24 protein-coding genes are annotated in these 24,764 nt (G+C 53.9%); 14 read left to right on the forward strand and 10 right to left on the reverse strand.

Annotated features, from left to right (window positions below; translation table 11 throughout):
- Positions 1 to 45 precede the first annotated feature (45 nt).
- Positions 46 to 2,070, reverse strand: coding sequence for a DNA helicase Rep (rep, locus tag ACOTX1_RS10970; protein WP_003860830.1), 2,025 nt, complete (start codon positions 2,068 to 2,070; stop codon positions 46 to 48).
- Positions 2,071 to 2,155: 85 nt separating this feature from the next.
- On the opposite strand from rep, the gene ppiC reads away from it, so the two are divergent.
- A complete protein-coding gene (ppiC, locus tag ACOTX1_RS10975) occupies positions 2,156 to 2,437 on the forward strand; it encodes a peptidylprolyl isomerase PpiC (protein ID WP_006812396.1) in 282 nt (93 codons plus the stop codon).
- Between the two features lie 54 nt (positions 2,438 to 2,491).
- On the opposite strand, the gene cysE is transcribed toward ppiC, so the two are convergent.
- The 5 genes from cysE to ACOTX1_RS11000 form a co-directional block, all read right to left on the reverse strand.
- Positions 2,492 to 3,313, reverse strand: coding sequence for a serine O-acetyltransferase (cysE, locus tag ACOTX1_RS10980; RefSeq protein WP_022646641.1), 822 nt, complete (start codon positions 3,311 to 3,313; stop codon positions 2,492 to 2,494).
- A gap of 75 nt (positions 3,314 to 3,388) precedes the next feature.
- Complete coding sequence (gene gpsA / locus ACOTX1_RS10985; protein ID WP_006812398.1) at positions 3,389 to 4,408, reverse strand: NAD(P)H-dependent glycerol-3-phosphate dehydrogenase; 1,020 nt, start codon at positions 4,406 to 4,408, stop codon at positions 3,389 to 3,391.
- On the reverse strand, positions 4,408 to 4,875 hold the full coding sequence (gene secB, locus ACOTX1_RS10990; RefSeq protein WP_003860835.1) for a protein-export chaperone SecB: 468 nt from the start codon (positions 4,873 to 4,875) through the stop codon (positions 4,408 to 4,410). The genes gpsA and secB overlap by 1 nt, the downstream gene beginning before the upstream one ends.
- A gap of 31 nt (positions 4,876 to 4,906) precedes the next feature.
- Positions 4,907 to 5,158, reverse strand: coding sequence for a glutaredoxin 3 (gene grxC / locus ACOTX1_RS10995; protein WP_003860837.1), 252 nt, complete (start codon positions 5,156 to 5,158; stop codon positions 4,907 to 4,909).
- A gap of 11 nt (positions 5,159 to 5,169) precedes the next feature.
- A complete protein-coding gene (locus ACOTX1_RS11000; RefSeq protein ID WP_003860840.1) occupies positions 5,170 to 5,601 on the reverse strand; it encodes a rhodanese-like domain-containing protein in 432 nt (143 codons plus the stop codon).
- Between the two features lie 248 nt (positions 5,602 to 5,849).
- On the opposite strand from ACOTX1_RS11000, the gene gpmM reads away from it, so the two are divergent.
- From gpmM to ACOTX1_RS11015, 3 genes are read left to right on the forward strand one after another with little or no spacing between them, the layout of a single operon-like run.
- Entirely contained in the window at positions 5,850 to 7,394 is a 1,545-nt protein-coding gene (gene gpmM, locus ACOTX1_RS11005) for a 2,3-bisphosphoglycerate-independent phosphoglycerate mutase (protein ID WP_023315176.1), read from the forward strand.
- Between the two features lie 33 nt (positions 7,395 to 7,427).
- On the forward strand, positions 7,428 to 8,687 hold the full coding sequence (gene envC / locus ACOTX1_RS11010; protein WP_026094345.1) for a murein hydrolase activator EnvC: 1,260 nt from the start codon (positions 7,428 to 7,430) through the stop codon (positions 8,685 to 8,687).
- 3 nt (positions 8,688 to 8,690) lie between these two features.
- Positions 8,691 to 9,623, forward strand: coding sequence for a divergent polysaccharide deacetylase family protein (locus tag ACOTX1_RS11015; RefSeq protein WP_032634365.1), 933 nt, complete (start codon positions 8,691 to 8,693; stop codon positions 9,621 to 9,623).
- Positions 9,624 to 9,634: 11 nt separating this feature from the next.
- Here the strand turns inward: ACOTX1_RS11015 and ACOTX1_RS11020 are convergent, their stop codons facing one another.
- The gene (locus ACOTX1_RS11020) at positions 9,635 to 10,435 is read right to left on the reverse strand and encodes a glycosyltransferase family 2 protein (protein ID WP_032667170.1); all 801 of its coding nucleotides are present in this window, start codon (positions 10,433 to 10,435) and stop codon (positions 9,635 to 9,637) included.
- 205 nt (positions 10,436 to 10,640) lie between these two features.
- Between ACOTX1_RS11020 and ACOTX1_RS11025 the strand changes: the two genes are divergently transcribed.
- Both ACOTX1_RS11025 and ACOTX1_RS11030 read left to right on the forward strand, forming a co-directional pair.
- Positions 10,641 to 11,846, forward strand: a complete 1,206-nt coding sequence (locus ACOTX1_RS11025; RefSeq protein ID WP_023315174.1) for a glycosyltransferase — start codon at positions 10,641 to 10,643, stop codon at positions 11,844 to 11,846.
- Positions 11,847 to 11,861: 15 nt separating this feature from the next.
- Positions 11,862 to 12,776 carry a hypothetical protein gene (locus tag ACOTX1_RS11030; RefSeq protein ID WP_023315173.1) on the forward strand — a complete coding sequence of 305 codons (915 nt, stop codon included), beginning with the start codon at positions 11,862 to 11,864 and terminating at the stop codon, positions 12,774 to 12,776.
- Between the two features lie 27 nt (positions 12,777 to 12,803).
- On the opposite strand, the gene tdh is transcribed toward ACOTX1_RS11030, so the two are convergent.
- Positions 12,804 to 13,832: an L-threonine 3-dehydrogenase gene (gene tdh, locus ACOTX1_RS11035; RefSeq protein ID WP_017383610.1), complete on the reverse strand. Its 1,029-nt coding sequence runs from the start codon at positions 13,830 to 13,832 to the stop codon at positions 12,804 to 12,806.
- A 9-nt stretch (positions 13,833 to 13,841) separates the two neighbouring features.
- Positions 13,842 to 15,038 carry a glycine C-acetyltransferase gene (gene kbl, locus ACOTX1_RS11040; RefSeq protein WP_023315172.1) on the reverse strand — a complete coding sequence of 399 codons (1,197 nt, stop codon included), beginning with the start codon at positions 15,036 to 15,038 and terminating at the stop codon, positions 13,842 to 13,844.
- A 213-nt stretch (positions 15,039 to 15,251) separates the two neighbouring features.
- On the opposite strand from kbl, the gene rfaD reads away from it, so the two are divergent.
- Genes rfaD through ACOTX1_RS11070 form a run of 6 tightly spaced genes read left to right on the forward strand, consistent with a single transcriptional unit; the run spans position 15,252 to position 21,437 of the window.
- Positions 15,252 to 16,184, forward strand: coding sequence for an ADP-glyceromanno-heptose 6-epimerase (rfaD, locus tag ACOTX1_RS11045; protein WP_003860858.1), 933 nt, complete (start codon positions 15,252 to 15,254; stop codon positions 16,182 to 16,184).
- Between the two features lie 2 nt (positions 16,185 to 16,186).
- Positions 16,187 to 17,233 (forward strand): ADP-heptose--LPS heptosyltransferase RfaF, encoded by a 1,047-nt coding sequence (rfaF, locus tag ACOTX1_RS11050; protein ID WP_003860863.1) that lies wholly within the window; start codon positions 16,187 to 16,189, stop codon positions 17,231 to 17,233.
- Positions 17,234 to 17,236: 3 nt separating this feature from the next.
- The gene (gene rfaC, locus ACOTX1_RS11055; RefSeq protein ID WP_022646632.1) at positions 17,237 to 18,220 is read left to right on the forward strand and encodes a lipopolysaccharide heptosyltransferase RfaC; all 984 of its coding nucleotides are present in this window, start codon (positions 17,237 to 17,239) and stop codon (positions 18,218 to 18,220) included.
- A 3-nt stretch (positions 18,221 to 18,223) separates the two neighbouring features.
- Positions 18,224 to 19,333 carry a glycosyltransferase family 9 protein gene (locus ACOTX1_RS11060; RefSeq protein WP_022650153.1) on the forward strand — a complete coding sequence of 370 codons (1,110 nt, stop codon included), beginning with the start codon at positions 18,224 to 18,226 and terminating at the stop codon, positions 19,331 to 19,333.
- Positions 19,334 to 19,338: 5 nt separating this feature from the next.
- Entirely contained in the window at positions 19,339 to 20,238 is a 900-nt protein-coding gene (locus ACOTX1_RS11065; protein WP_023315171.1) for a glycosyltransferase family 2 protein, read from the forward strand.
- The gene (locus tag ACOTX1_RS11070; protein WP_023315170.1) at positions 20,226 to 21,437 is read left to right on the forward strand and encodes an O-antigen ligase family protein; all 1,212 of its coding nucleotides are present in this window, start codon (positions 20,226 to 20,228) and stop codon (positions 21,435 to 21,437) included. Before ACOTX1_RS11065 ends, ACOTX1_RS11070 begins: the two co-directional genes overlap by 13 nt.
- A 26-nt stretch (positions 21,438 to 21,463) precedes the next feature.
- On the opposite strand, the gene ACOTX1_RS11075 is transcribed toward ACOTX1_RS11070, so the two are convergent.
- Positions 21,464 to 22,417, reverse strand: a complete 954-nt coding sequence (locus ACOTX1_RS11075) for a polysaccharide deacetylase family protein (protein ID WP_022650150.1) — start codon at positions 22,415 to 22,417, stop codon at positions 21,464 to 21,466.
- A gap of 150 nt (positions 22,418 to 22,567) precedes the next feature.
- On the opposite strand from ACOTX1_RS11075, the gene rfaQ reads away from it, so the two are divergent.
- Complete coding sequence (rfaQ, locus tag ACOTX1_RS11080; protein WP_023315169.1) at positions 22,568 to 23,638, forward strand: putative lipopolysaccharide heptosyltransferase III; 1,071 nt, start codon at positions 22,568 to 22,570, stop codon at positions 23,636 to 23,638.
- Entirely contained in the window at positions 23,635 to 24,762 is a 1,128-nt protein-coding gene (locus tag ACOTX1_RS11085) for a glycosyltransferase family 4 protein (RefSeq protein WP_023315168.1), read from the forward strand. The genes rfaQ and ACOTX1_RS11085 overlap by 4 nt, the downstream gene beginning before the upstream one ends.
- Positions 24,763 to 24,764: the final 2 nt, after the last annotated feature.

The following is a 24,764-nucleotide window of genomic DNA, read 5'->3' on the forward strand; positions in this document are numbered from 1 at the left end:
GAAGCGTGCCGGGTGGAGGCTTCGCCTTACCCGGCCTACAAATAGTTATCCCTTCTCTTTGGCTTTTGCCAGCATCGCGCGAATGTTTGCCACGTTTGCCTGCCCTTTATGCATACGCTCTTCAGCGGTAATGACTTTACGCTCCTGCTCCCAGATAAGATCGTCCTGAGGCAACTCCAGCAGAAAACGGCTCGGCTCCGGGCGCACCAGCTCACCATACTGACGGCGCTCTTTGCACAGCGTAAACGTCAGCTCTTTCTGCGCACGGGTGATCCCAACGTAGGCCAGACGGCGCTCTTCATCGACGTTATCTTCATCAATGCTGCTCTGGTGCGGCAATAGGCCCTCTTCCATCCCCACCAGATAGACATAAGGGAACTCCAGCCCTTTCGAGGCATGTAACGTCATCAGCTGAACCTGATCGGCCTCTTCTTCGCTTTCCCCGCGCTCCATCATATCGCGCAGCGTGAAGCGGGTGACCACCTGCGTCAGGGTCATGGGCTCGTCAATCTCAGATCCTTCAAGCATTTCGGTCATCCAGCTGAAGAGCTGGTTAACGTTTTTCATGCGCATCTCTGCCGCTTTCGGGCTGGCGGAGGTTTCATACAACCAGGATTCGTAATCAATGCCGTGGATCAGATCGCGTACTGCCGCCACAGGCTCGCGCTCAGCCAGACGCTGCACCTCACCCAGCCAGTGGGTAAAGCGGGTTAAGGCCTCATAGCCGCGCCCGGTCAGGGTCTGGCTCAGCCCCATATCGAAGCTGGCGGTGAACAGGCTTTTGTTGCGGGTCATCGCCCATTCACCCAGCTTTTGCAGCGTCGCAGAGCCAATCTCGCGCTTCGGCGTATTTACAATGCGCAGGAAAGCGCTGTCGTCATCCGGGTTGGTCAGCACGCGCAGATAGGCCAGCAGATCCTTGATTTCCGGACGCGAAAAGAACGACGTACCGCCGGAGATTTTGTAGGGGATGCGGTTCTGCATCAGCATCTTTTCAAAGACGCGCGACTGGTGGTTACCGCGATAGAGGATCGCGTAATCCTTGTATTCAGTTTTGTTGACGAAGTGATGGGCAATCAGCTCGCCGGTTACGCGCTCCGCTTCGTGCTCTTCGTTATTGGCGCTGAGCACTTTCAGCTCGGTCCCGTAACCCAGTTCAGAGAACAGGCGCTTCTCAAAGACGTGCGGGTTGTTGGCAATCAGGATGTTCGCCGCCTTCAGGATACGCCCGGAAGAACGGTAGTTCTGCTCCAGTTTAATCACCTGCAACGCCGGGAAGTCTTTGCTCAGCAGCACCAGGTTTTGCGGACGTGCGCCACGCCAGGAGTAAATCGACTGATCGTCATCGCCTACAACGGTAAAACGCGCGCGCTGTCCTACCAGCAGCTTTACCAGCTCGTACTGGCTGGTGTTGGTATCCTGGTATTCATCCACCAGCAGGTAACGAATTTTGTTCTGCCAGCGCTCGCGCACCTCTTCATTCCGCTGAAGCAGCAGCGTCGGCAGCAGGATCAGATCGTCGAAATCCAGGACGTTACAGGCTTTCATATGCGCGTCGTACAGACCGTAGCAGTGGGCAAAGATGCGGTCGCGCTCGCCTTTGGCACTTGCCGCTGCCTGGGCCGGCGTCATCAGATCGTTTTTCCAGTTCGAGATCGTCGAGATCAGCTGTTGCAACAGCACTTTGTCATCTTCGATCAGCCCTTCCGTTAGCTCTTTAAGCAGCGCCACCTGGTCGGTGTCATCAAAGAGAGAAAAGTTGGACTTCATGCCCAGCGCCGCGTATTCGCGCTTGATAATATCCAGACCCAGCGTGTGGAAGGTGGAGATCATCAGCCCGCGCGCCTCTTTACGGCCCAGCGTCTGGCCGACGCGCTCTTTCATCTCACGCGCCGCTTTGTTGGTAAAGGTGACCGCCGCGATATGGCGCGCCTGGTATCCACAACCCCGAATTAAGTGGGCGATTTTGTTGGTGATCACGCGTGTTTTACCGGATCCCGCTCCCGCCAGCACCAGGCAGGGTCCGGTGACGAATTCGACAGCTTGTTGTTGTCCGGGGTTTAAACGCATAAATGATCACTCAATGAAAGTCGGGAGAGGAGGAAAAACGCGTGGTAGTATACCGACCGTAAACTAGTCGACTCAAGGCACGATCATGGCAAAAACAGCAGCAGCACTGCATATCCTTGTTAAAGAAGAGAAACTGGCACAGGATCTGCTCGAACAGATTAAAAACGGCGCCGACTTCGGCAAACTGGCGAAGAAACACTCGATTTGCCCGTCAGGCAAACGCGGTGGTGACTTAGGCGAGTTCCGCCAGGGCCAGATGGTCCCGGCATTTGATAAAGTGGTTTTCTCCTGCCCGGTGCTGGAGCCAACCGGCCCACTGCATACGCAGTTCGGCTATCACATTATCAAAGTGTTATACCGCAACTAATCAAAAGCCCGGTGCATTGACTCACCGGGCTTTTTTATTTGGCTGTTCCGGCGTTCAGATGCCGTCGCCGTATTCGAAGGTGTGGTGAATACCGTTGAAGTGCTGATCCATATCCATCGACGGCTTATCGCTGTCTGGCTTACCGACGATGCGCGCCGGGACGCCAGCGGCGGTGGTGTGCGGCGGTACAGGCTGGAGCACAACCGACCCCGCGCCAATCTTCGCGCCGCGTCCGACTTCAATATTGCCGAGGATTTTAGCACCCGCGCCAATCATCACCCCTTCACGAATTTTCGGATGGCGATCGCCGCTGGTTTTACCGGTACCGCCCAGCGTAACGGATTGCAGGATCGACACGTCATCTTCGATCACCGCCGTTTCACCGACAACAATGCCGGTGGCGTGGTCGAGCATGATCCCACGGCCAATTTTCGCCGCCGGATGAATATCGACCTGGAAGGTCACGGAAACCTGGTTTTGAAGAAAGATGGCCAGCGCGCGGCGTCCCTCATTCCATAACCAGTGGCCGATGCGGTACGCCTGTAAGGCGTGGAATCCTTTGAGATACAGTAGCGGCGTGGAGTATTTATCCACCGCCGGGTCACGCGTACGCACGGCCTGAATGTCGCAGGCGGCAGAAGCAATCATCTCCGGATCTGCGGCGTAGGCCTCTTCAACCACCTCGCGAATGGCAATAGCAGGCATGATAGGGGAAGCCAGTTTATTGGCGAGCATATAGCTCAGGGCGCTGCCGAGATTTTCGTGCTTAAGTAGCGTCGCGTGATAGAAACTGGCCAGCATGGGCTCACAGTCGGCCAAAGCTCGGGCTTCGGCTTTAATATTATTCCAGACGATATCCAGTTCTTCACACGGCATTGCTTGCTCCAGACGATAGTTAATGACCAGCCAGTTCTGCGCTGGCTGGGTCATTCAGGTGACGATACTTCCCGGCTAATTGCTGCTGCGCTCGTCCTTGCGCGCACGACCTAATAAGGTCAATGCTGCCTCGCGCGCATTTTTTCCGCAATACAATACCTGATAAATTTCCTCGGTTATTGGCATTTCGACACCGAAACGGTGCGCCAATTCGCGAACTTCTTTGGTATTGCGATAGCCTTCAACCACCTGACCAATCTTCTCCTGCGCGCTTTTTACATCGCTGCCCTGTCCGAGCATCATGCCAAAGCGGCGGTTACGCGACTGGTTATCGGTGCAGGTCAGCACCAGGTCGCCCAGCCCAGCCATTCCCATAAAAGTGGCCGGATCGGCACCCAGCGCTTCGCCCAGGCGGGACATTTCGGTCAGACCACGGGTGATCAACGCCGTACGCGCATTCGCGCCGAAACCGATGCCGTCAGACATCCCGGCCCCGATGGCAATGACGTTCTTCACCGCGCCGCCCAGCTGCACGCCGATAAAATCGGGGTTGCTGTACACGCGGAAGCTTTTGCCGCAGTGCAGCAGTTGCTGAAGATCGTCTGAAAATGCCTGGTCGGTGGACGCCAGCGAGATCGCCGTCGGCAAGCCCGCAGCCAGCTCTTTGGCAAAGGTCGGCCCCGAGATCACCGCCAGCGGGATCGCTGTTCCCAGCGCTTCGCGGGCAACGTCCTGCAACAGACGTCCGGTTTCCGCTTCCAGCCCCTTCGTCGCCCACACAATACGCGCATCCGCACGCATCAGCGGCTTAATCTGACGCAGGACTTCGCCAAACACGTGGCTTGGCACCACAATCAGAATATTGCGGCTGGCCGCCAGCGCGGTCGCGAGGTCGCTTTCCAGATAGAGAGAGTCAGGGAACGGAACGTCCGGGAGAAACGCCACGTTGCAGCGGTCGTGTTGCAACGTCGCGATATGTTTTGGATCGTGGCCCCACAGGACCACGTCGTGACCATTTCTTGCCAGCGTGATGGCAAGAGCGGTGCCGTAAGAGCCGGCACCGATCACAGTCATTGACGCATTAACAGTGCTCATCAGGCATCCTGATGTTGTTCGGCACCTTCGCCAGCCTGCTGCTGTAGATAGTTCATGAACAGCGCATCAAAGTTTACTGGCGCGAGGTTCAGTTGCGGGAATGTACCGCGAGAAACCAGGCTGGTGATGCATTCACGCGCATACGGGAACAGGATGTTCGGGCAGTATGCACCCAGGCAATGCGCCATCTGGTTACCTTCGATGCCGCCGATGGAGAAGATACCGCCCTGCTGAACTTCGCACAGGAACGCAGTTTCTTCGCCCAGAGAGGCGGTCACGGTGACACGCAGTACGACTTCATACACATCATCCGCCAGCTGGGTGGATGCGGTATCCAGATCAAGTTTAACCTCTGGCTGCCAGTCTTTCTGGAAAACGTGCGGCGCATTTGGCGCTTCGAAAGAGACATCCTTGGTGTAGATGCGCTGGATCTGGAAAGTCATCTCGGTGTTATTTTGTTCTGACATGGAAAAACCCTTTTTAATTGTCCTAAAGTCTCTAGCTCAGCAGCGGATCGAGTCCACCACGGGCGTCGAGCGCATACAAGTCATCACAGCCGCCAATGTGCTGCGCATCAATAAAAATCTGTGGAACCGTTGTGCGACCACTGCGTTGGATCATCTCTTCGCGTTTAATCGCGTCACCATCGATCGGCAATTCCTTGAACGTTACGCCTTTGCTGGACAGCAGCGCTTTCGCTCGGTGGCAGAACGGGCACGTTGCTTTGGTGTAGATCTCAATATTGGCCATCACTTAACTCCTTATTTACCGCGCACTAAAGGAAGATTCTCCCCGCTCCAGCCGGAGATGCCTTCTTTCAGCACCGTTACGTTTTCAAAGCCTGCTTTATGCAGTGCGTTGGCAGATTCCTGCGCCTGCATGCCAGTGCCGTCAACAACAATAATCGGCTGGGCTTTATGCTTCTCCAGCTCACCAATGTTGTTCGCTTTAATTTCCGCTGGCAGCAGGTTGATAGCACCTGCAATATGGCCCTTGCGGAAATCGTCGCGCTGACGCAGATCGACAACCACGGCGTCCTCTTTGTTGATCAGACGTGTCGCTTCACCGCGGGTGATCACCTTAATTTTAGACGTCAGTCCCTTAAATGTGGTGAACAGTACAGCGACCAGCAGGCCAATCCACGCGATGCTCAGAACCGGGTGGCGGCTAACGAATTGCATAATTTCTTGCATGGGGGGTAACAACTCCCGACTAAGTGATTAAAAAAACCAGGACAGGAGTATACCTGTGCGCTGTGGCAAATACAGCCAGCGACATAAAGCTAATCTATTTTCTGCGGCATGCCACGTAAAAAAAGCCTCAAAATGGCCTGAGAACAGCCTTGCCCCCGCGCTTTCTTTGATCTTCTGCGGCTATTTTATCGATTCAGCTGTAGTAAAATTACGCAAATTTTTTGTCTCTTGAGCATGAGGTTGTCGCAATGTCGGTTTCTAAAAAACCTATGGTACTGGTGATTCTGGATGGCTATGGCTACCGTGAAGATCAACAGGATAACGCCATTTTCAACGCCAAAACCCCGGTTATGGATGCGCTATGGGCAAAACGTCCCCACACCCTGATTGATGCGTCTGGCCTGGAAGTGGGTCTGCCGGATCGTCAGATGGGCAACTCAGAAGTGGGTCACGTTAACCTGGGTGCGGGCCGTATCGTTTATCAGGACCTGACACGCCTGGACGTTGAAATCAAAGAACGTACATTCTTTGTCAACCCAACTCTCACCGGAGCGGTTGATAAAGCCGTTGCCGCAGGCAAGGCCGTTCACATTATGGGTCTGCTCTCTGCGGGCGGTGTTCACAGCCACGAAGATCACATCATGGCGATGGTAGAACTGGCCGCTGAGCGCGGTGCGGAAAAAATCTATCTGCACGCCTTCCTGGATGGTCGCGATACGCCACCACGCAGCGCAAAAGGTTCTCTTGAAGCGTTTGAAGACAAATTTGCCGCACTGGGCAAAGGCCGCGTGGCGTCCATCATTGGTCGTTACTATGCCATGGACCGCGACAACCGCTGGGACCGCGTTGAGCAAGCCTATGATCTGCTGACCCTGGCAAAAGGCGAGTTCCAGTTCCCGACCGCCGTTGAAGGCCTGGAAGCGGCTTACGCGCGTGATGAAAACGACGAATTTGTGAAGGCAACCGTGATCCGCGCTGAAGGCCAGGCCGATGCCGCCATGGAAGATGGCGATGCGCTGATCTTCATGAACTTCCGTGCCGATCGCGCGCGCGAAATCACCCGCGCCTTCGTCAACAGCGATTTCGACGGTTTCGCCCGTAAGAAAGTGGCGAAAATTGATTTCATCCAGTTGACCGAATATGCAGCGGATATCAAAGCCCCATGCGCGTATCCACCCGCCTCGCTGGCAAACACCTTCGGCGAGTGGATGGCGAAAAATGACAAAACGCAGCTGCGCATCTCCGAAACTGAGAAGTATGCGCACGTGACATTCTTCTTTAACGGCGGCGTAGAAGAGCCGTTTAAAGGCGAAGACCGCATCCTGATTAACTCACCGAAAGTCGCCACTTACGATCTCCAGCCAGAAATGAGCTCTGCGGAGCTGACCGAAAAACTGGTGGCCGCGATCCAAAGCGGTAAATACGACACCATCATCTGTAACTATCCGAATGGCGATATGGTGGGCCACACCGGCGTGATGGAAGCAGCCGTTAAAGCGGTTGAAGCGCTGGACCACTGCGTTGAGCAGGTTGCGAAAGCGGTTGAATCCGTAGGCGGCCAACTGCTGATTACCGCTGACCACGGTAACGCAGAACAGATGCGTGACCCGGCAACCGGTCAGGCACATACCGCCCATACCAACCTGCCTGTTCCACTGATTTATGTGGGTGATAAATCAGTGAAAGCAGTGGAAGGCGGCAAGCTTTCCGACATCGCGCCAACCATGTTGTCGCTGATGGGTATGGAAATCCCTGAAGAGATGACTGGCAAGCCGCTGTTCATCGTGGAATAATCGCTCCCCATGAGGGGAAAGGCGATTTTTTCAATCACATGGGTCGTGAAGCCGCTTCGGTTATCAGTCAGACCTCTGCTTTGCGCCAGCGCACTCAGCGCTGGCGTATTGCTGTGCGCCGCATCCGCCCATGCGGATGACCGCGATCAGCTTAAATCCATTCAGGCCGATATCGCCGCCAAAGAGCGTGCAGTACGTCAGCAGCAACAGCAGCGCGCCACCCTGCTCGCCCAGCTTAAAAAGCAGGAAGAGGCCATTTCCGCCGCCGCGCGTAAGCTGCGTGAAACACAAAACACCCTTGCCCAGCTCAATAAGCAAATCGATGAAATGAACGCGTCGATTGCGAAACTGGAGCGTCAGCGCGATGCCCAGGAGCGGAACCTTGCTGCACAACTTGATGCTGCTTTCCGTCAGGGTGAACACACAGGCCTTCAGCTGATCCTCAGCGGTGAAGAGAGCCAGCGAGGTCAGCGTTTACAGGCCTATTTCGGCTATCTTAACCAGGCGCGTCAGGAGACCATTGCGCAGCTGAAACAGACGCGCGAAGAAGTCACCACGCAAAAAGCCGAGCTGGAAGAGAAGCAGAGCCAGCAGCAAACGCTGCTCTACGATCAGCAGGCGCAGCAGGAGAAGCTTGAGCAGGCGCGCAATGAGCGTAAGAAGACGCTCGCCGGGCTGGAGTCCTCTATCCAGGCAGGACAAAGCCAGCTGAGCGAAATGCGCGCCAACGAATCGAGACTGCGTAACAGCATTGCCCGGGCAGAAGCCGCGGCCAAAGCGCGCGCCGAAAAAGAAGCGCGCGAAGCGCAGGCGGTGCGTAATAAGCAGCAGGAAGCCTCCCGGAAAGGCACCACCTACAAACCGACTGAAAATGAACGTTCCCTGATGTCCCGTACCGGCGGCCTCGGCTCCCCGCGTGGTCAGGCTTACTGGCCCGTTCGCGGTACGATCCTGCATCGCTATGGCGAACAGTTGCAGGGTGAGCTACGTTGGAAGGGGATCGTTATCGGTGCGTCTGAAGGTAGCGAAGTGAAAGCCATCGCCGATGGCCGCGTGATCCTGGCCGACTGGCTACAGGGTTATGGGCTCGTGGTGGTGGTTGAACACGGTAAAGGCGACATGAGTCTTTACGGCTACAACCAGAGTGCGCTGGTCAGCGTTGGCACTCAGGTGCGCGCGGGTCAACCCATTGCCCTTGTGGGCAGCAGTGGCGGTCAGGGCCGCCCGTCACTCTATTTCGAAATTCGTCGTCAGGGTCAGGCGGTCAATCCACAGCCGTGGTTGGGAAGATAAGTTTTGCTTCAATTTCGTCGAATTGTTTTTTCCGTAGTCAGCGCACTGGCGCTGGCTGCACCGGTTTATGCAGGCAAACTCGCGATTGTGATTGATGACTTCGGTTATCGACCACACTATGAAAATCAGGTGCTGGCGATGCCGTCAGCCATCTCTGTCGCCGTCCTGCCTAATGCGCCTCACGCGCATGAAATGGCGACCAAAGCTCACAATGGCGGCCATCAGGTCCTTATCCATCTGCCGATGGCCCCCCTCAGCAAGCAGCCGCTGGAAAAAGATACCCTGCGCCCGGACATGAGCAGCGACGAGATCGATCGCATCATCCGCGATGCATACAATAAAGTGCCGTATGCCGTGGGTCTGAATAACCATATGGGCAGCGCGATGACCTCCAGCCTGTACGGTATGCTGAAAGTGATGCAGGCGCTGGAGCGTTACAACCTCTATTTCCTCGACAGCATGACCATCGGCAACAGCCAGGCGATGCGTGCCGCTCAGGGAACGGGCGTGAAAGTCATCAAGCGCAAAGTATTCCTGGATGACTCCCAGAACGAAGCGGATATCCGCGTCCAGTTCAACCGCGCGGTACAGCTGGCGCGCCGTAACGGTTCGGCGATTGCCATTGGGCATCCGCATCCATCTACCGTTCGCGTTTTGCAGCAAATGTTGCCGGGCTTACCCGCCGATATCACGCTGGTGCGTCCGAGCGATCTGCTCAATGAACCTCAGGTGGATACTTCCCGTCCGGGTAGCGCGCAACCACCCGCAACGCGGCCACGTAATCCATTCCGCGGCGTGAAGAACTGCACGCTGAAACAGCCGCCTGAACCGGTCTATGCAACCCGCTTCTTCACGGTGATTGGCGAAAGCATCAGCAGCAGTACGCTGGTTAAATACGTCCAGCAACAGTGGCAGGGTTGGGGAAAAAAAGCCTGATCGGCTAACGCCTATTCTGCCAGATAAGAGTCCGACTGCTCTTTTGCAACGGACTCTTTCTTTTCCCGATTCTGATACCAGGCCTTGAAATACTTCAAAAAACTGTACGCCGTGGCATAAAACCCTGTCACCACACCCACTTTTCCCTGACGCCAGGCACCACTAAACAGATACCATTTGAAAAATGCGCCGATAGCGCTGATCGCTCCGCGACCAAGAGAGGGACGTATCGTCTGATATTGAACCAGGCGAGTGGTATATCCGTTTAATTTATTGAAAAGTTCATGCAGTGAATAAAACGTATCGTGTCTGACATAGCCAGGAATACGTTCAGAACGGAGAAAACCTTCGACCTGATCGTCTACTGGCCGGTTATTAAACCGCGACTGCGTACGGTTAAAAAGACGCACAGGATAATCCGGTGATGAGACGGGATAAATCGTTCGGACATTTTCTCCCAGAACAAACCAGTGACGACATATCCGCCACGCCATATCCGGTTCGGGTTCATCGCCCATTTTTAATTTTAAAATAGCATCAACGGTTTCTTGATCGAGTATTTCGTCGCTGTCCATGCACAGCACCCAGTCGTTGTGCGCATGGGATACGGCATGGTTCATCTGCTCGCCGTGCCAGCTATATTTTTTGAATATGGGCGACAATCCATAACTCTGGCAAATATATATCGTTGCGTCTGTACTTCCGGAATCAACTACAACGAATTCATCCGCTATTTTTAAAAGAGGAGGAATAACATCGTGCAACGTTCTTTCGGAGTTAAACGTTAATAAGCAGACCGTTATTTTAAACATTTTCTCACTCTCTCAATAACAACATAAATATTTTCGCTAATAGTATCTAATTGAGAAGAGGCGATTAAAGTCTTAAATCACACTTTTAAAATAAGCGTGTTTAAAACGTTTTCTTATAAAAAGACAAAGAAATACAAAAAATCTATTTTATTTCAACAAATTCTTTATAATGCGGTCAGATGAAGGGTAGCATACGGATTCAGACATGCCGCAAAAACGTAAAATCCTCCTCCTGGACACGGGCAAAGAATGGGGGGGAGGTACCAACAGTATGCTTGAGCTTCTGAAGCGAATCAACCGCGAAAAATTCGACATTACTTGTTGTTTTTACAGTGATTATAGTCGTGCTGAAGGTGAAACGATAGGCCAGGTGCTCAATAGCATTGGGATACCTCTACTCGTTATCCCTCAACGTAAGCAACCGGCATGGGCAAAACTCCTGAAAGAAGCGGGACGTGGTCTGCTGTTTTTCTCGCGTTCAGCGCGCAAAGCATTTACGCGGCATATCGATACCCTGTGGCGCATTCGCCCCAACGTCAGCAAGATCGAGACCATTTTCAGGGAAGGTGGATTCGATACGCTGTATATGAACAACCAGCCAGGCTCTAACGAAGAAGGGTATCTGGCGGGCGCAAACCTGCATGCGCGGATAATCCAGCACTGCCGGATTGAACCGGTGCTAACCCCGCCGCTGGTGAAGCTGGTGAATACCCATGCCACAAAAATCATCGCCGTCTCGCACGGCGTTGAACGTGTGCTACTTCAGCATGGCGTCCGGCCAGCGCTGTGTACCACGGTCAACAATGCCATCGACATCCACCAGCCTTTGCCCGACCGACGCGCGATGCGCCAGCGCCTGAACATTGATGATGACACGTTTGTGTTCGGCAGCGTTGGCTCGTTAATCCCTCGCAAGGCCAATCATCACACGCTGGAGGCGCTGGCCCAGTTCAACCAGAGGCACCCGCAGGCAAAATGGAAGATGGTGCTGGTCGGTGAAGGGGCTGAGCGCGGCGCGCTGACGGCACAGGCTGACGCGCTGGGGATTGCTGAACACGTGATTTTTACCGGTTTCCAGAACACGCCTTTTGACTACCTTGCTACCTTTGACGCGTTTATTCTGGCCTCGAAGAGCGAAGGTCTGCCGCGCGTCGTGCTGGAGGCAATGCTGCTGAACATCCCAGTGATTGGTTCAAAGGTGACCGGCACGGCAGAATTGATCGACCACGAGTCGACCGGCCTGCTGTTTCCGTGGAGCGACGTGTCGCAACTTGCTCAACATCTGGATAATATCTGGCAGGATCCTGCTCTGCGCGCCCGGCTCGCCGCTGCCGCACACCAGAATGTCTGCAACATGTATGCCATTGAAAGCTATGTTAACGGTGTCGAGGCCGTTCTTGGCGCGCAATAACCAAACGAGAAGAACATGTTTAAATTCCTGAATGCTCGCTACCGCCACATTACCGGGCGTCATAACATTCCCTACGCTTCCCTTCCGGTCACGCGCAATCTCGTTGCGGTTGATTCCATCGTGATCCCTTGTACGGGCGCGGATTTCGTCGAAGAGGCGTTATTATCAGCGACCTTTGCAGAGCGTTACGCCACCGACGTCAGCGAGATTGTTATCGTCAGCGATCAGCCTGAATCCGCTTTCGGCGAGCTGCCGCTAAAAACCCGCGTTGTCACCCTCACGCTTCCAAAACGTGAAGAGGGGTACCGCTATAAGCAGATCTACCTCAGTCGTCTGGTGAAGCTTAATGCTCCGTTGCAGGCGCGCGGTGAAGGGGTGCTGATGATCGACTCCGATCTCAACCTGCTTAAAATGCCAGAGATCAACATGGCGGATATGCACATCTACTCCAGCTTCCGTCAGGGCAAAATGATTGCCAAGCTGGACGGTGCGCCAGCGGAGAAAGTGCCGGCATATTACAAAGAAACGGTGCGCCCGTATCTGGTCGATCACGTTAACGGCGCGTTTCTTGCGGCCACCAAAAAGACCTGGCGCCGTATCTGCCCGCTGTGGCTGACGCTGTTCCAGGATACCTGGGAGCTGATGGACGATACGCAGCCGCCGACCGATCAGCTGCCGCTCGCTGCGCTGCTGGACATGCTGGATGTAAAAACGGTTAACCTGGGCGACTGGATGAACTGGCCGGTCTCCAAGAAGATCGGCGGTCAGGAAGCCGTTGTGCCGAAAGAGGTGATTGGCGCGCACGGTGGTTTCCCGCTTTCCGAGTGGCAGAAGTATCTGGAATCGCCGGATAACAAACTGCTGTTCAAAGGTCAGGACTACACCCGCAAGGTGCGTTACCTGACGGACGAAGAGAAAAAGAATCAGTAAAAAAAGGGGCCGCTGGCCCCTTTTTCATTATTTATCCCAGCTCAGGATCACTTTCCCTGACTGGCCGGAACGCATCGCGTCAAAGCCCTGCTGGAACTCATCGATGGAGAAACGGTGAGTGATAATCGGGGACAGATCCAGACCAGACTGGATCAGCGCGGCCATCTTGTACCAGGTCTCAAACATCTCGCGGCCATAGATGCCCTTAATGAATAGCCCCTTGAAGATGACTTTGTTCCAGTCGATGGACATATCTGACGGCGGAATACCCAGCATCGCGATACGACCACCATGGTTCATGGTGTCGAGCATGGTGCGGAACGCGGGTGGCGCGCCGGACATCTCCAGACCCACGTCAAAGCCTTCGGTCATGCCCAGCTCTTCCATCACGTCGGTCAGGCTCTCTTTCGAGACATCCACCGCGCGGGTGACGCCCATTTTGCGCGCCAGCGACAGGCGGTATTCGTTCACGTCGGTGATCACCACGTTGCGCGCACCCACATGCTTCGCCACGGCTGCCGCCATAATACCGATGGGGCCTGCGCCGGAGACCAGCACGTCTTCCCCCACCAGGTCGAAGGAGAGCGCCGTATGTACCGCGTTGCCGAACGGGTCGAAGATGGAGGCCAGATCGTCAGAGATATTGTCCGGGATTTTGAACGCGTTAAACGCCGGGATCACCAGGTATTCCGCGAAGCAGCCCGGACGGTTCACGCCCACGCCGACGGTGTTGCGGCACAGGTGGGTACGCCCACCGCGACAGTTGCGGCAGTGACCACAGGTAATGTGGCCTTCACCGGAGACGCGGTCGCCAATGTTGAAGCCTTTCACTTCCTGGCCGATGCCGACTACTTCGCCGACATATTCGTGGCCGACTACCATTGGCACGGGAATAGTTTTTTGCGACCACTGGTCCCAGTTGTAGATGTGAACGTCAGTACCGCAGATGGCGGTTTTACGAATTTTGATCAGCAGATCGTTATGACCGACTTCCGGCTCCGGTACGTCGGTCATCCAAATCCCTTCTTCCGCTTTCAGTTTGGATAACGCTTTCATCACACGTCCTCAGGCAATTACGCCCAGCTGTTTGCCGATGCGGGTAAAGGCTTCCACCGCACGTTCAATTTGTTCAGGCGAGTGCGCCGCAGACATCTGGGTGCGGATACGCGCCTGACCTTTTGGTACCACCGGGAAGAAGAACCCGGTCACGTAAATCCCTTCTTTCTGAAGCTCACGAGCAAATTGCTGTGCGACAACCGCGTCACCCAGCATCACCGGAATGATCGCGTGGTCAGCACCGGCCAGGGTGAACCCTGCTGCGCTCATTTTTTCACGGAACAGGCGGGCGTTAGCCCACAGACGCTCGCGCAGTTCAGCTCCTGATTCCACCATCTCCAGCACTTTAATAGAGGCAGCCACAATCGCCGGCGCCAGGGAGTTGGAGAACAGGTACGGGCGGGAGCGCTGACGCAGCCACTCAACCACCTCTTTACGCGCAGCGGTATAACCGCCAGACGCGCCGCCGAGCGCTTTGCCCAGCGTACCGGTGATGATGTCCACGCGGCCCATTACGTCACAGTATTCGTGGGAGCCGCGACCGTTTTCGCCGACAAAGCCAACCGCGTGAGAGTCATCCACCATCACCAGCGCGTCGTATTTATCCGCCAGATCGCACACGCCCTTCAGGTTGGCGATCACGCCATCCATGGAGAACACGCCGTCGGTGGCGATCAGCACGTGGCGGGCACCGGCTTCACGGGCCTCTTTCAGGCGGGCTTCCAGCTCAACCATGTCGTTGTTGGCGTAGCGGAAACGCTTCGCTTTACACAGGCGAACACCGTCGATGATGGAGGCGTGGTTCAGGGCGTCGGAGATAATCGCATCTTCTGCGCCGAGCAGGGTTTCAAACAGACCGCCGTTGGCGTCGAAGCAGGATGAGTACAGAATCGCGTCTTCCATTCCGAGGAAGTTCGCCAGCTTTTGCTCAAGCTGCTTGTGGCTGTCCTGGGTACCGCAGATAAAGCGAACGGAGGCCATACCGAAACCGTGGGTGTCCATGCCGTTTTTCGCCGCGGCAATCAGCTCAGGGTGATTCGCAAGACCTAAGTAGTTGTTCGCGCAAAAGTTGATCACATGGCTGCCGTCGGCAACGGTGATGTCCGCCTGCTGGGCAGACGTGATAATACGCTCTTCTTTGAACAACCCTTCCGCACGTGCGGTCTCGAGGTCGCTGTTTAACTGTTTGTAAAAATCACCACGCATTGCAATTCTCCAGACTCGGCAAATTTTGGCACATATTACCCAAACCAATAGTTCATGACGAGATGACGCAGTATCTCTTCTCGTTTTTGCAGCATAAATCACGCGTACCCCTGCTGCATATCGGTGAATGGCTGAAGCCTGAGCATTGTGATGATATGATAAAGAGATTAGCGTTCGGGATATTCCCCGACTCATACTTCAAAGGTTACAGTTATGATCATCGTTACTGGCGGCGCGGGCTTTATCGGCAGCAATATTGTTAAGGCCCTCAATGACAAAGGCATCACCGACATTCTGGTGGTGGACAACCTGAAAGACGGCACCAAGTTCGTGAACCTGGTGGATCTGAACATCGCTGACTACATGGATAAAGAAGACTTCCTTATCCAGATTATGGCGGGTGAAGAGTTCGGCGAGATCGAAGCCATCTTCCACGAAGGTGCATGCTCCTCCACCACCGAGTGGGACGGCAAGTACATGATGGATAACAACTATCAGTACTCCAAAGAGCTCCTGCACTACTGCCTGGAGCGTGAAATTCCGTTCCTGTATGCCTCTTCCGCGGCAACCTACGGTGGGCGCACTTCAGATTTCATCGAATCCCGCGAATATGAGCAGCCGCTGAACGTCTACGGTTACTCCAAATTCCTGTTTGATGAGTACGTGCGTCAGATCCTGCCAGAAGCGAACTCGCAAATTGTCGGCTTCCGCTACTTCAACGTCTACGGGCCGCGCGAAGGCCATAAAGGCAGCATGGCGAGCGTGGCGTTCCACCTGAACACCCAGTTAAATAACGGCGAAAGCCCGAAACTGTTCGAAGGCAGCGACGGCTTCAAGCGTGACTTCGTCTACGTGGGCGACGTGGCGGCAGTGAACCTGTGGTTCCTGGAAAATGGCGTGTCCGGCATTTTCAACCTGGGCACCGGCCGCGCGGAATCCTTCCAGGCGGTGGCAGACGCGACGCTGGCGTACCATAAGAAAGGCAGCATCGAGTACATTCCGTTCCCGGATAAGCTGAAAGGCCGCTACCAGGCATTCACTCAGGCGGACCTGACTAACCTGCGCGCCGCAGGCTATGACAAGCCGTTCAAGACCGTTGCCGAAGGCGTAACGGAATATATGGCCTGGCTGAACCGCGACGCATAAGTATGAAAATTCTGGTGATCGGCCCGTCATGGGTGGGCGACATGATGATGTCGCAAAGTCTCTATCGCACGCTCAAGGCGCGTTATCCCCAGGCGATAATCGACGTGATGGCACCCGCATGGTGCCGTCCGCTGTTATCGCGTATGCCGGAAGTGAACGAGGCGATCCCGATGCCGCTCGGCCACGGGGCGCTGGAAATCGGTGAACGCCGCAAACTCGGCCACAGCCTGCGCGAGAAACGCTATGACCGCGCCTACGTGCTGCCTAACTCCTTCAAATCTGCCCTTGTGCCCTTCTTTGCGGGCATCCCGCATCGTACCGGCTGGCGCGGTGAAATGCGCTACGGCCTGCTGAACGATGCCCGTGTGCTGGATAAAGAGGCCTGGCCGCTGATGGTCGAGCGCTACGTGGCGCTGGCCTACGACAAAGGCGTGATGCGCAGCGCGAAAGATCTGCCGCAGCCGCTGCTGTGGCCGCAGCTCCAGGTAAGCGATGGGGAGAAATCCCACACCTGCAACGCATTTGGCATTTCGTCCGAACGCCCGATGATTGGGTTCTGCCCTGGCGCGGAGTTTGGTCCGGCAAAACGCTGGCCGCACTATCACTATGCAGAGCTGGCGAAACAGCTTATCGATGAAGGCTATCAGATTGTGCTGTTTGGCTCGGCGAAAGATCATGAGGCGGGCAATGAAATTCTCGCCACGCTCAGTACCGAGCAACAGGCCTGGTGCCGAAACCTGGCCGGGGAAACGCAGCTCGAGCAGGCGGTTATTTTGATTGCCGCCTGTAAAGCCGTGGTGACGAACGACTCCGGTTTAATGCACGTCGCCGCCGCGCTGGATCGTCCCCTGGTTGCGCTGTATGGCCCAAGCAGCCCGGACTTCACGCCGCCGCTGTCGCACAAGGCGCGCGTGATCCGTTTAATCACCGGCTACCACAAGGTGCGTAAAGGCGATGCCGCAGAAGGCTATCATCAGAGCCTGATCGACATCACGCCGCAGCGCGTCCTTGAAGAACTCAACGCATTGCTGTTGAGCGAAGAAGGATAACGGATGCGGGTATTGATCGTTAAAACCTCCTCAATGGGTGATGTTCTGCATACGCTGCCGTCGCTGACGGACGCCATGCGGGCCATTCCCGGCATCCGTTTTGACTGGGTGGTGGAAGAAGGCTTCGCGCAGATCCCCACCTGGCATGAAGCGGTTGATCGCGTGATCCCGGTGGCCATTCGCCGCTGGCGCAAAGCGTGGTTCTCCGCACCGATTAAAGCCGAACGCAAAGCCTTCCGCGAAGCGGTGCAGGCCCGGCGTTACGACGCGATCGTCGACGCCCAGGGGCTGGTGAAAAGCGCCGCGCTGGTCACGCGTCTGGCGCACGGCGTAAAGCACGGCATGGACTGGCAAACCGCCCGCGAACCGCTGGCGAGCCTGTTCTATAACCGTCGACACCATATTGCGAAACAACAGCACGCCGTGGAGCGCACCCGCGAGCTGTTCGCGAAAAGCCTGGGCTATGCAAAACCTGAAGCCCAGGGTGACTACGCTATTGCACAGCATTTTTTGCGCGAGACGGAGGAGCATGCCGAGCCGTATCTGGTGTTCCTGCATGCCACAACGCGCGACGATAAGCACTGGCCGGAAACGCACTGGCGAAGGCTGATTGAACTAATGCAACCTTGCGGTATCCATATTAAACTCCCGTGGGGCGCTGAACATGAGCGTCAGCGTGCGGAGCGTCTGGCAGCCGGTTTTTCCCATGTCGAGGTGCTACCCAAACTCACGCTGGCGCAAGTTGCCGCACAGCTGGCGGGCGCAAACGCCGTCGTTTCTGTGGATACAGGGTTAAGCCATTTAACCGCCGCACTGGATCGACCTAATATCACGATTTTCGGCCCGACCGATCCGGGGTTGATCGGGGGTTACGGTAAAAACCAGCATCAGATGGTCAGCCCTACGCAACAAACGAAGGATATTAGCGCAGATGCTATTTTTTCATTTTTACAGGGCAGCCATCGGCTTTCCAACAGGGATATTTAACCCATGAGTTATGTATTTCTGCTGATTTTACTCTTTCCGGTGAAACTCATCCGGAAGCTGTTTCGAAAGGACACGGGCAAGAACCTTGTCATTCAAACAGCCAAAATCGGTGACTTTATTAATGCGACGCCTCTTCTGGCCTGGCTGCAAAAAAGCGATGTGTTGATCAGTCGCAGCGTTGGCGCGCTGGCGAAGCATGATGAGACTATCGAGCAGATCTATTTTATTGAGCAGCATAAGCGCAACCTGTGGCGTAAACTGTGCTTCGCGTGCAGGATCATGAACCGCTACGACAACGTCTACCTGCTACAGCCCAACAGCGTGAACCTCTTTTTTGCCGCCGTCTGCAATGCCAAAAACAAACAATTTTTAAGCATTTACACGCGCAGGTGGTATCACGGGATTTTCTATCTCGCGGCCGACGGTACCGTTGAGCATGGCAAAAAAACGCTTTCGGTGACGAACTACCTGAAACTGGCCGACCGCTCGCTCACATGGCAAGACTCTCCCAAGCACGCCACAAAGCCGCTCTTCAAGCCGACGACCTGGCCGGCTATTCTTGATAAACCTGACGTTATCCGCATCGGCATCAGTATTGCGGCAGGCAATAAAGCCAAAACCGTCCCTCCGGTTATCTGGAAGCGGATTGTTGATCAACTCGCTGATTTACCCTGCGAGTTTTATGTCTTCGGCGCGCCAAACGAACAGTCGTGGATGGATGATATCACCCGCCTTTACGGTGAAATCCCTAATTTTATTAATCTTATTGGCAAAATTTCGCTAGAAGAGCTTCCCTGGGCCATTTCAAAGATGGACTGCTATATCGCGTCTGACTCGGGGAATGTCTACATCGCAGACGCCGTCGGCGTGCCGGTGGTCCTGCTGTTTGGACCGTGTTGTCATTACGAACAGCGTCCGCTTGGCAATGTGATGCTGATCGGGAATGACGACAACATTTGTTCTTATGTGTTTGAAACGCGCTATTACTTCCCGCAAGAACGGGAAGCGCTATTCTCTGTCACTGACTCCGCGTTACACGATCTTCAGCAGTTTGTCCGTACATTACCCAAAGCCCGCTCACTGGCTAGCGCTACCGACGCTCAAGGAAACTAATTTTTATGGCTTTTTTAAGCGTCATTATTGCTGCGCATAACGCTGAAGCTACGCTGCACGCCACGCTTTCAAGCCTGCTGGCAGCAATCGGTCAGGACACTGAAGTCATTATTTTCAATGACAGTTCTGAGGATGCCACGCAGGCAATAATTGAAGAGTGGTCGCCGAAATTTCCTCAGATCATCACGCGCACCGTGAACTTTCGTAACGTAGGCCGGGTACGAAACAGCGCTGTCGCGCTGGCATCTGGAGAGTATATTACGATGCTCGACAGTGACGATTGCTTAAAGCCGGGCAGCCTCGGGGACGCAATGACCTTTCTAAAAGCGCAACGTCCGGACATGTTACTGACACGTTTGCTTGAGATTCGCGATCCCCGGAAAATGACTTCAGACTGGCAGGGATTTAATCCTGTGCCATTGCCACGAAATGAAGCAGTCGCTCGTTTCTTACGCCATAAAGACTTTCAGGCACATCTCATTGGCCAGTTTATTCATCGTAGCCTGTACGAGAGTAACCCTATTCCTCCGATGTTATGTTATGAGGATTTCGCTGTCTTCCCTGGAATGCTGATGCAATCGAACAAAATAGTCTATCAACGCCAGGGGCATTATTATTACATCAAGCGTCGCGACAGTTTGTCGAGCACTCTGGACGCCAGCAAAATTTCAACGCTTGTCGAATGCACGTTACAGATGGAAAGAACATTTCCGTCAAGCTACAAGCATCTCGTCAATTGCCACTGGTTTGATATTTACAGCAACCATCGGTCCTGTCTGACAGACCAACAATTGCAGCTCGTGAAACAACGCGTAAAGGCCATGTATACATTGTCTTTTTTCCTCTCCACCGATGTTCGTTTTAGCTATAAAAAAAGGGTTATTGAGGCATTATGGAAAAAATAAAACCACGGCTCTATCAACTGACGATCGCTTTGAGCCTCATCTCTTTGATACTGGCTTTAGTCAGTTCAGGGAAGCAAAGAGAGTTTTTCTATATTGCTATTTACGTCAGTATTATTGGCCTGGCTTTCGAATATAAAAAAATCACTCTGCGACCTTTTACTATAGCGCTGCCCATTCTGCTGATTGGATTACTTAACCTCGGCTGGTATTTACTCTATGAGTATCATAACGAGGGACTCAACCTTTACAGCGACTATCTCGGTGCCAGCAAAAAATTAATTTTAGCGAGTGTCCTGATTTTCTATATTGACCGCTTTAAGTTTTATATCGATAAGGACACCTTCAGGAAATTTTTCTTCTTCGCAACGGCCTTAGGGTTTGTGCTCGCCACAGGGTATGGCTTGTGGCAGGCCTCACAAGGTATGACTCGCGTTGAGATGGCAATTAACCGTGCCACCGTTTCAGCCTATGTTTATTCTGTCCTGTCACTGGCTTTCGTATACAGTCTTTACCTTCAACAGAACGTGAAGCTGTATGTTGTTGCGGGCTTCACTATATTAATCTCTTACTTCGTCATACTGTTGACGGGGACCCGTGCTGCGATGGGTTTATATCTGCTTCTGGCAATTGTGCTCACGCTTTATCATTTCAGAAAGATTCATCTTAAATCCGCCCTCATCTTTCTATGCATTGTTGCAGGCGTTGTAATCGTTAGCTACAAGCCATTGATTTCGCCGAAAATTAAACAAACCCAACGTGAGGTTGAACGTTATCAACAAGGTTTTGACCGCACGTCATTGGGCGCACGTTTTTCGATGTGGACTGTCGGGATCGAGAATGGTCTTGCGCATCCGTTAGGGCAATCGCTGGAACAGCGTGAAGCGTGGACGCGGCAGTATATTAAAGACGGACATCCGCACCTTGGCAGTGCACTCGAATACATCAAAGTTCATCTGCATAATGAATTTATTGAGAAATACTCTTTGCAGGGGATCCCCGGCGTAGCGGTAATGCTCTTTTTCTTCGTTTCGATGATTGCGTATGCCCTACGAAACAGAAACGCGCTGCTGCTAACGTCAATGCTTCTTTTGCTTTTGTATGGACTGACGGATGTCATACTGCTCAGTTCAGAAGCCTTAATCTTCTTTATGATTTTGTTTGCGTTAAGTACACCTTTCTCACAAACAAAGCAGCAATAACAAATATGCCCGCCTGGCGGGCATAACTATTTTTTGTACTGGTAAAACTCCGCAAGCGTCATCCCCACGGTCTTATCTGATAACCAGGTAAAGAGCTGCTCCAGATCCTGATACAGTCCCTCAATCGCGGCCTGGTCTTTAAAAGTAGGGCTGCCGCCAGGCATAAATTCCGACGAATGCAGCATGAACTCTACGTAGTCATTCCCCTGAGCCAGGCACTGCTGCGCAACCTTAATCATCTCCTGCGCGTTACCTCCGGACGGGCGTAACCAGTTAACTGACGGAGAACGGTATTTACCGCGCAGACGATCGTAACCCTGCTTCAGGGAATTCAGCCATGCCGGGTGTTTATACTGGATACTCATCGGCACTTCGAGGAGAGGGCTGTTTCCCGGCCGGGAAATGTCGTCTACGTCCAAAAAATAGGCGCGATCGGGAAAATGCTGGTAATTCGTTCCGCCATTACCCTGCGGGGCACCTTTCGCGTTGCGCCAGTTCACGCGCGGCGTAACGGAACAATCTACCTGATACCCCAGCTCAATCAGCAACCGGGCGTAACGGCTGTCGAATGCCCAGCGCCCGGCGCGATGGCTGAGCATTTTTGTCTGGAAAGTCTCTTCCAGTAAGCGGGTCATGAACAGCACTTTCTCACGCATGACCTCGTCTGAAAACTCAATCAGATAAGGCTGCCAGCGCCAGTCATCACCGGTCAGATCGTGCTCCGGAGGGCTATTCCAGGCATGGAGATGCATTCCCACCTCACCCTGGCCGCGGGCTATGACCTCTTTCGCGAACTCAATGAATACCGGTTCGACGGCCATCTCGTAGTTGGTCAGCCAGACGGGCTTAAAGCCGAAGCGTTCACAAAGCGCCTGAAACCGCGCCAGGTAGCGCGCGTTTTCCGTTTTGATCACCCGGTGGTTCTGCCAGAGATTATCCCCTTCGGTATCGATCGTGATGATAAACGCTGGTTTTTTCATAATAAGTCCGCAAGACAAAATAGTTAGCGCTATGTTACGCACGCCCGAAAGCAGGAGTAAACCCTTCCAGGGAAATTCCTGACATTATGGAGAAAGAGTGCAAGTCGTTACCAGGTCTATTAGAATTGCCAATAGTACAACGCCGATAAGATGATGATGAATAACTTACCTGACACGCCTGATTTGCGCATTTTACTGATCAAACTTCGCCATCATGGCGACATGTTACTCACCACCCCCGTCATCAATTCATTACGCCAGAAATGGCCTGAAGCCCAAATCGACGTGCTTCTCTATGAAGAGACGCGAGACATGCTCGCCGCGCATCCGGCAATCGGGACGATCTATGGTATCGATCGTAAATGGAAGCAGCTGGGGACGCTGAAGCACCTGCAAAAAGAGTGGCAGTTGCTTCGTGCTTTACGCGCTCAGCATTATCATCTTGTGATCAATCTTGCCGATCAGTGGCGCAGCGCGATTGTCACCCGCTTCACCGGCGCACCGGTTCGGCTCGGGTTCGCTTTTAACAAGCGCAATAATGCCTTCTGGCGTTTTTGTCACAGTGAACTGGTCTCGGTCGCCAGCCATCAGTCGCTGCACACCGTTGAACAAAATCTCTCCATACTGTCAGCGCTGCCGGTAATGGCCAACCCTACCGTCACCATGGCTTACAGCGCGGATGACTGGCGCCATGCTCACCAAAAGCTGACGCAAAAGGGCGTGGGAGACCGCTACATCGTTATTCAACCCACGTCACGCTGGTTCTTTAAGTGCTGGGACGAAGGCAAAATGGCGAAAACTATCGCCGCGTTGCAGCAGGACGGCCACACTATCGTCCTTACGGCGGGACCGGATAAGAAAGAGCTGGCGATGATTGACCGCATTCTTGCCGCCTCCCCGCAGACGGGTGTTGTATCGCTGGCAGGGCAGTTAACCCTGCGCCAGCTGGCCTCGCTAATCGATCACGCGATCCTGTTCATTGGCGTTGACTCCGTACCCATGCACATGGCCGCCGCCCTTCAGACGCCCTGCGTGGCGCTGTTTGGCCCGTCAAAATTGACGTTCTGGTCGCCATGGCAGGTTAACGGCGAGGTCATCTGGGCAGGTAACTACGGCCCGCTTCCCAACCCTGACGCCATTGATACAAAAACGACGGAACGTTATCTCGACGCCATCCCCGTTGATGCTGTCGTCTCCGCCGCAAGGAGATACCTGCAATGAAGCTTCATCGTCTGGCCATTGTGCGCCAAAAATATCGTCCGGATGGAGGAGCAGAACGTTTTGTCTCCAGGGCACTTACCGCGCTGAGCAATCAAAATCTTGAGCTCAACGTCATCACCCGCGAGTGGCAGGGCGAAAAGCAGGACGACTGGCATATTCATATTTGCGATCCACGAAAGTGGGGCCGCATCAGCCGTGAGCGCGGCTTTGCACACGCCGCACGCGCGCTGTGGCAGCAACAGCAGTTTGATATTGTCCAGAGCCACGAACGTATTCCGGGCTGCGATATTTACCGCGCCGGGGATGGTGTACATCGACGCTGGCTGCTACAGCGTACGCGTATTCTTCCCGCCTGGCGTGCGAAGCTGCTTATGCACGATCGTTATCACCGCTACGTGATGAACGCAGAACGTGAAATGTACCAGGCTCCCGAGTTGAAAGCCGTTATCTGTAATGCGGAGATGATCAAACGCGAAATCGTCGAAGACTTTGATATTGACGCAAAAAAGATACATGTGATTTATAATTCAATAGATTCCAGCCGCTTCGTTCCGGCAGAAGAGAGACAACGCGCTGTACTGCGTCAGCAATTTGGCTTACCCGCTGATGCCGTCATTTTCTGCTTCGTGGGTTCAGGGTTTGAACGCAAGGGGCTGGCAAGCGCTATTCGGGCTATAGCAGGAACATCGGCATGGCTGGTTGTGGTCGGTCAGGATAAAGCGGAAAGCCGTTATCGCGACCTCGCCCGTTCATTAGGCTGTGAGGGGCAAATCCGTTTCCTGGGGATGCAAAAAGAGACGCTGCCATTTTATCAGCTTTCTGATGGTTTACTGCTGCCGACGCTGTATGATCCTTTCCCTAACGTCATACTTGAAGCAATGGCCTGTGGATTGCCCGTCATTACGTCAGAGAGTTGCGGTGGTTCAGAATTTATTGAGCAAGGCCAGAACGGGTTTTACTGTGATGCACTTGATATCCACACATTGAAGGAGGCCGTCATGTCCATCCCTTCACTGGAAAAAAATAATAATATGGGGCTTGCGGCGCGTGAACGCGTCAGAGAAGCAACCCCTGAAAAACTATCAAGTCAGCTTATTTCGCTTTATCAAAAATTACTGGATTAATA

Source organism: Enterobacter cloacae complex sp. IR5401 (assembly GCF_049238425.1).
In the GTDB taxonomy this organism is placed as follows: Bacteria; Pseudomonadota; Gammaproteobacteria; order Enterobacterales; family Enterobacteriaceae; genus Enterobacter; species Enterobacter hormaechei_C.

Coding starts and splice junctions, on each gene's coding strand:
- rep (WP_003860830.1), bottom strand. CDS start 2,070: ATGCGTTTAAACCCCGGACAACAACAAGCTGTCGAATTCGTCACCGGA.
- ppiC (WP_006812396.1), top strand. CDS start 2,156: ATGGCAAAAACAGCAGCAGCACTGCATATCCTTGTTAAAGAAGAGAAA.
- cysE (WP_022646641.1), bottom strand. CDS start 3,313: ATGCCGTGTGAAGAACTGGATATCGTCTGGAATAATATTAAAGCCGAA.
- gpsA (WP_006812398.1), bottom strand. CDS start 4,408: ATGAGCACTGTTAATGCGTCAATGACTGTGATCGGTGCCGGCTCTTAC.
- secB (WP_003860835.1), bottom strand. CDS start 4,875: ATGTCAGAACAAAATAACACCGAGATGACTTTCCAGATCCAGCGCATC.
- grxC (WP_003860837.1), bottom strand. CDS start 5,158: ATGGCCAATATTGAGATCTACACCAAAGCAACGTGCCCGTTCTGCCAC.
- ACOTX1_RS11000 (WP_003860840.1), bottom strand. CDS start 5,601: ATGCAAGAAATTATGCAATTCGTTAGCCGCCACCCGGTTCTGAGCATC.
- gpmM (WP_023315176.1), top strand. CDS start 5,850: ATGTCGGTTTCTAAAAAACCTATGGTACTGGTGATTCTGGATGGCTAT.
- ACOTX1_RS11020 (WP_032667170.1), bottom strand. CDS start 10,435: ATGTTTAAAATAACGGTCTGCTTATTAACGTTTAACTCCGAAAGAACG.
- ACOTX1_RS11025 (WP_023315174.1), top strand. CDS start 10,641: ATGCCGCAAAAACGTAAAATCCTCCTCCTGGACACGGGCAAAGAATGG.
- ACOTX1_RS11030 (WP_023315173.1), top strand. CDS start 11,862: ATGTTTAAATTCCTGAATGCTCGCTACCGCCACATTACCGGGCGTCAT.
- tdh (WP_017383610.1), bottom strand. CDS start 13,832: ATGAAAGCGTTATCCAAACTGAAAGCGGAAGAAGGGATTTGGATGACC.
- kbl (WP_023315172.1), bottom strand. CDS start 15,038: ATGCGTGGTGATTTTTACAAACAGTTAAACAGCGACCTCGAGACCGCA.
- rfaD (WP_003860858.1), top strand. CDS start 15,252: ATGATCATCGTTACTGGCGGCGCGGGCTTTATCGGCAGCAATATTGTT.
- rfaF (WP_003860863.1), top strand. CDS start 16,187: ATGAAAATTCTGGTGATCGGCCCGTCATGGGTGGGCGACATGATGATG.
- rfaC (WP_022646632.1), top strand. CDS start 17,237: ATGCGGGTATTGATCGTTAAAACCTCCTCAATGGGTGATGTTCTGCAT.
- ACOTX1_RS11060 (WP_022650153.1), top strand. CDS start 18,224: ATGAGTTATGTATTTCTGCTGATTTTACTCTTTCCGGTGAAACTCATC.
- ACOTX1_RS11065 (WP_023315171.1), top strand. CDS start 19,339: ATGGCTTTTTTAAGCGTCATTATTGCTGCGCATAACGCTGAAGCTACG.
- ACOTX1_RS11070 (WP_023315170.1), top strand. CDS start 20,226: ATGGAAAAAATAAAACCACGGCTCTATCAACTGACGATCGCTTTGAGC.
- ACOTX1_RS11075 (WP_022650150.1), bottom strand. CDS start 22,417: ATGAAAAAACCAGCGTTTATCATCACGATCGATACCGAAGGGGATAAT.
- rfaQ (WP_023315169.1), top strand. CDS start 22,568: ATGATGATGAATAACTTACCTGACACGCCTGATTTGCGCATTTTACTG.
- ACOTX1_RS11085 (WP_023315168.1), top strand. CDS start 23,635: ATGAAGCTTCATCGTCTGGCCATTGTGCGCCAAAAATATCGTCCGGAT.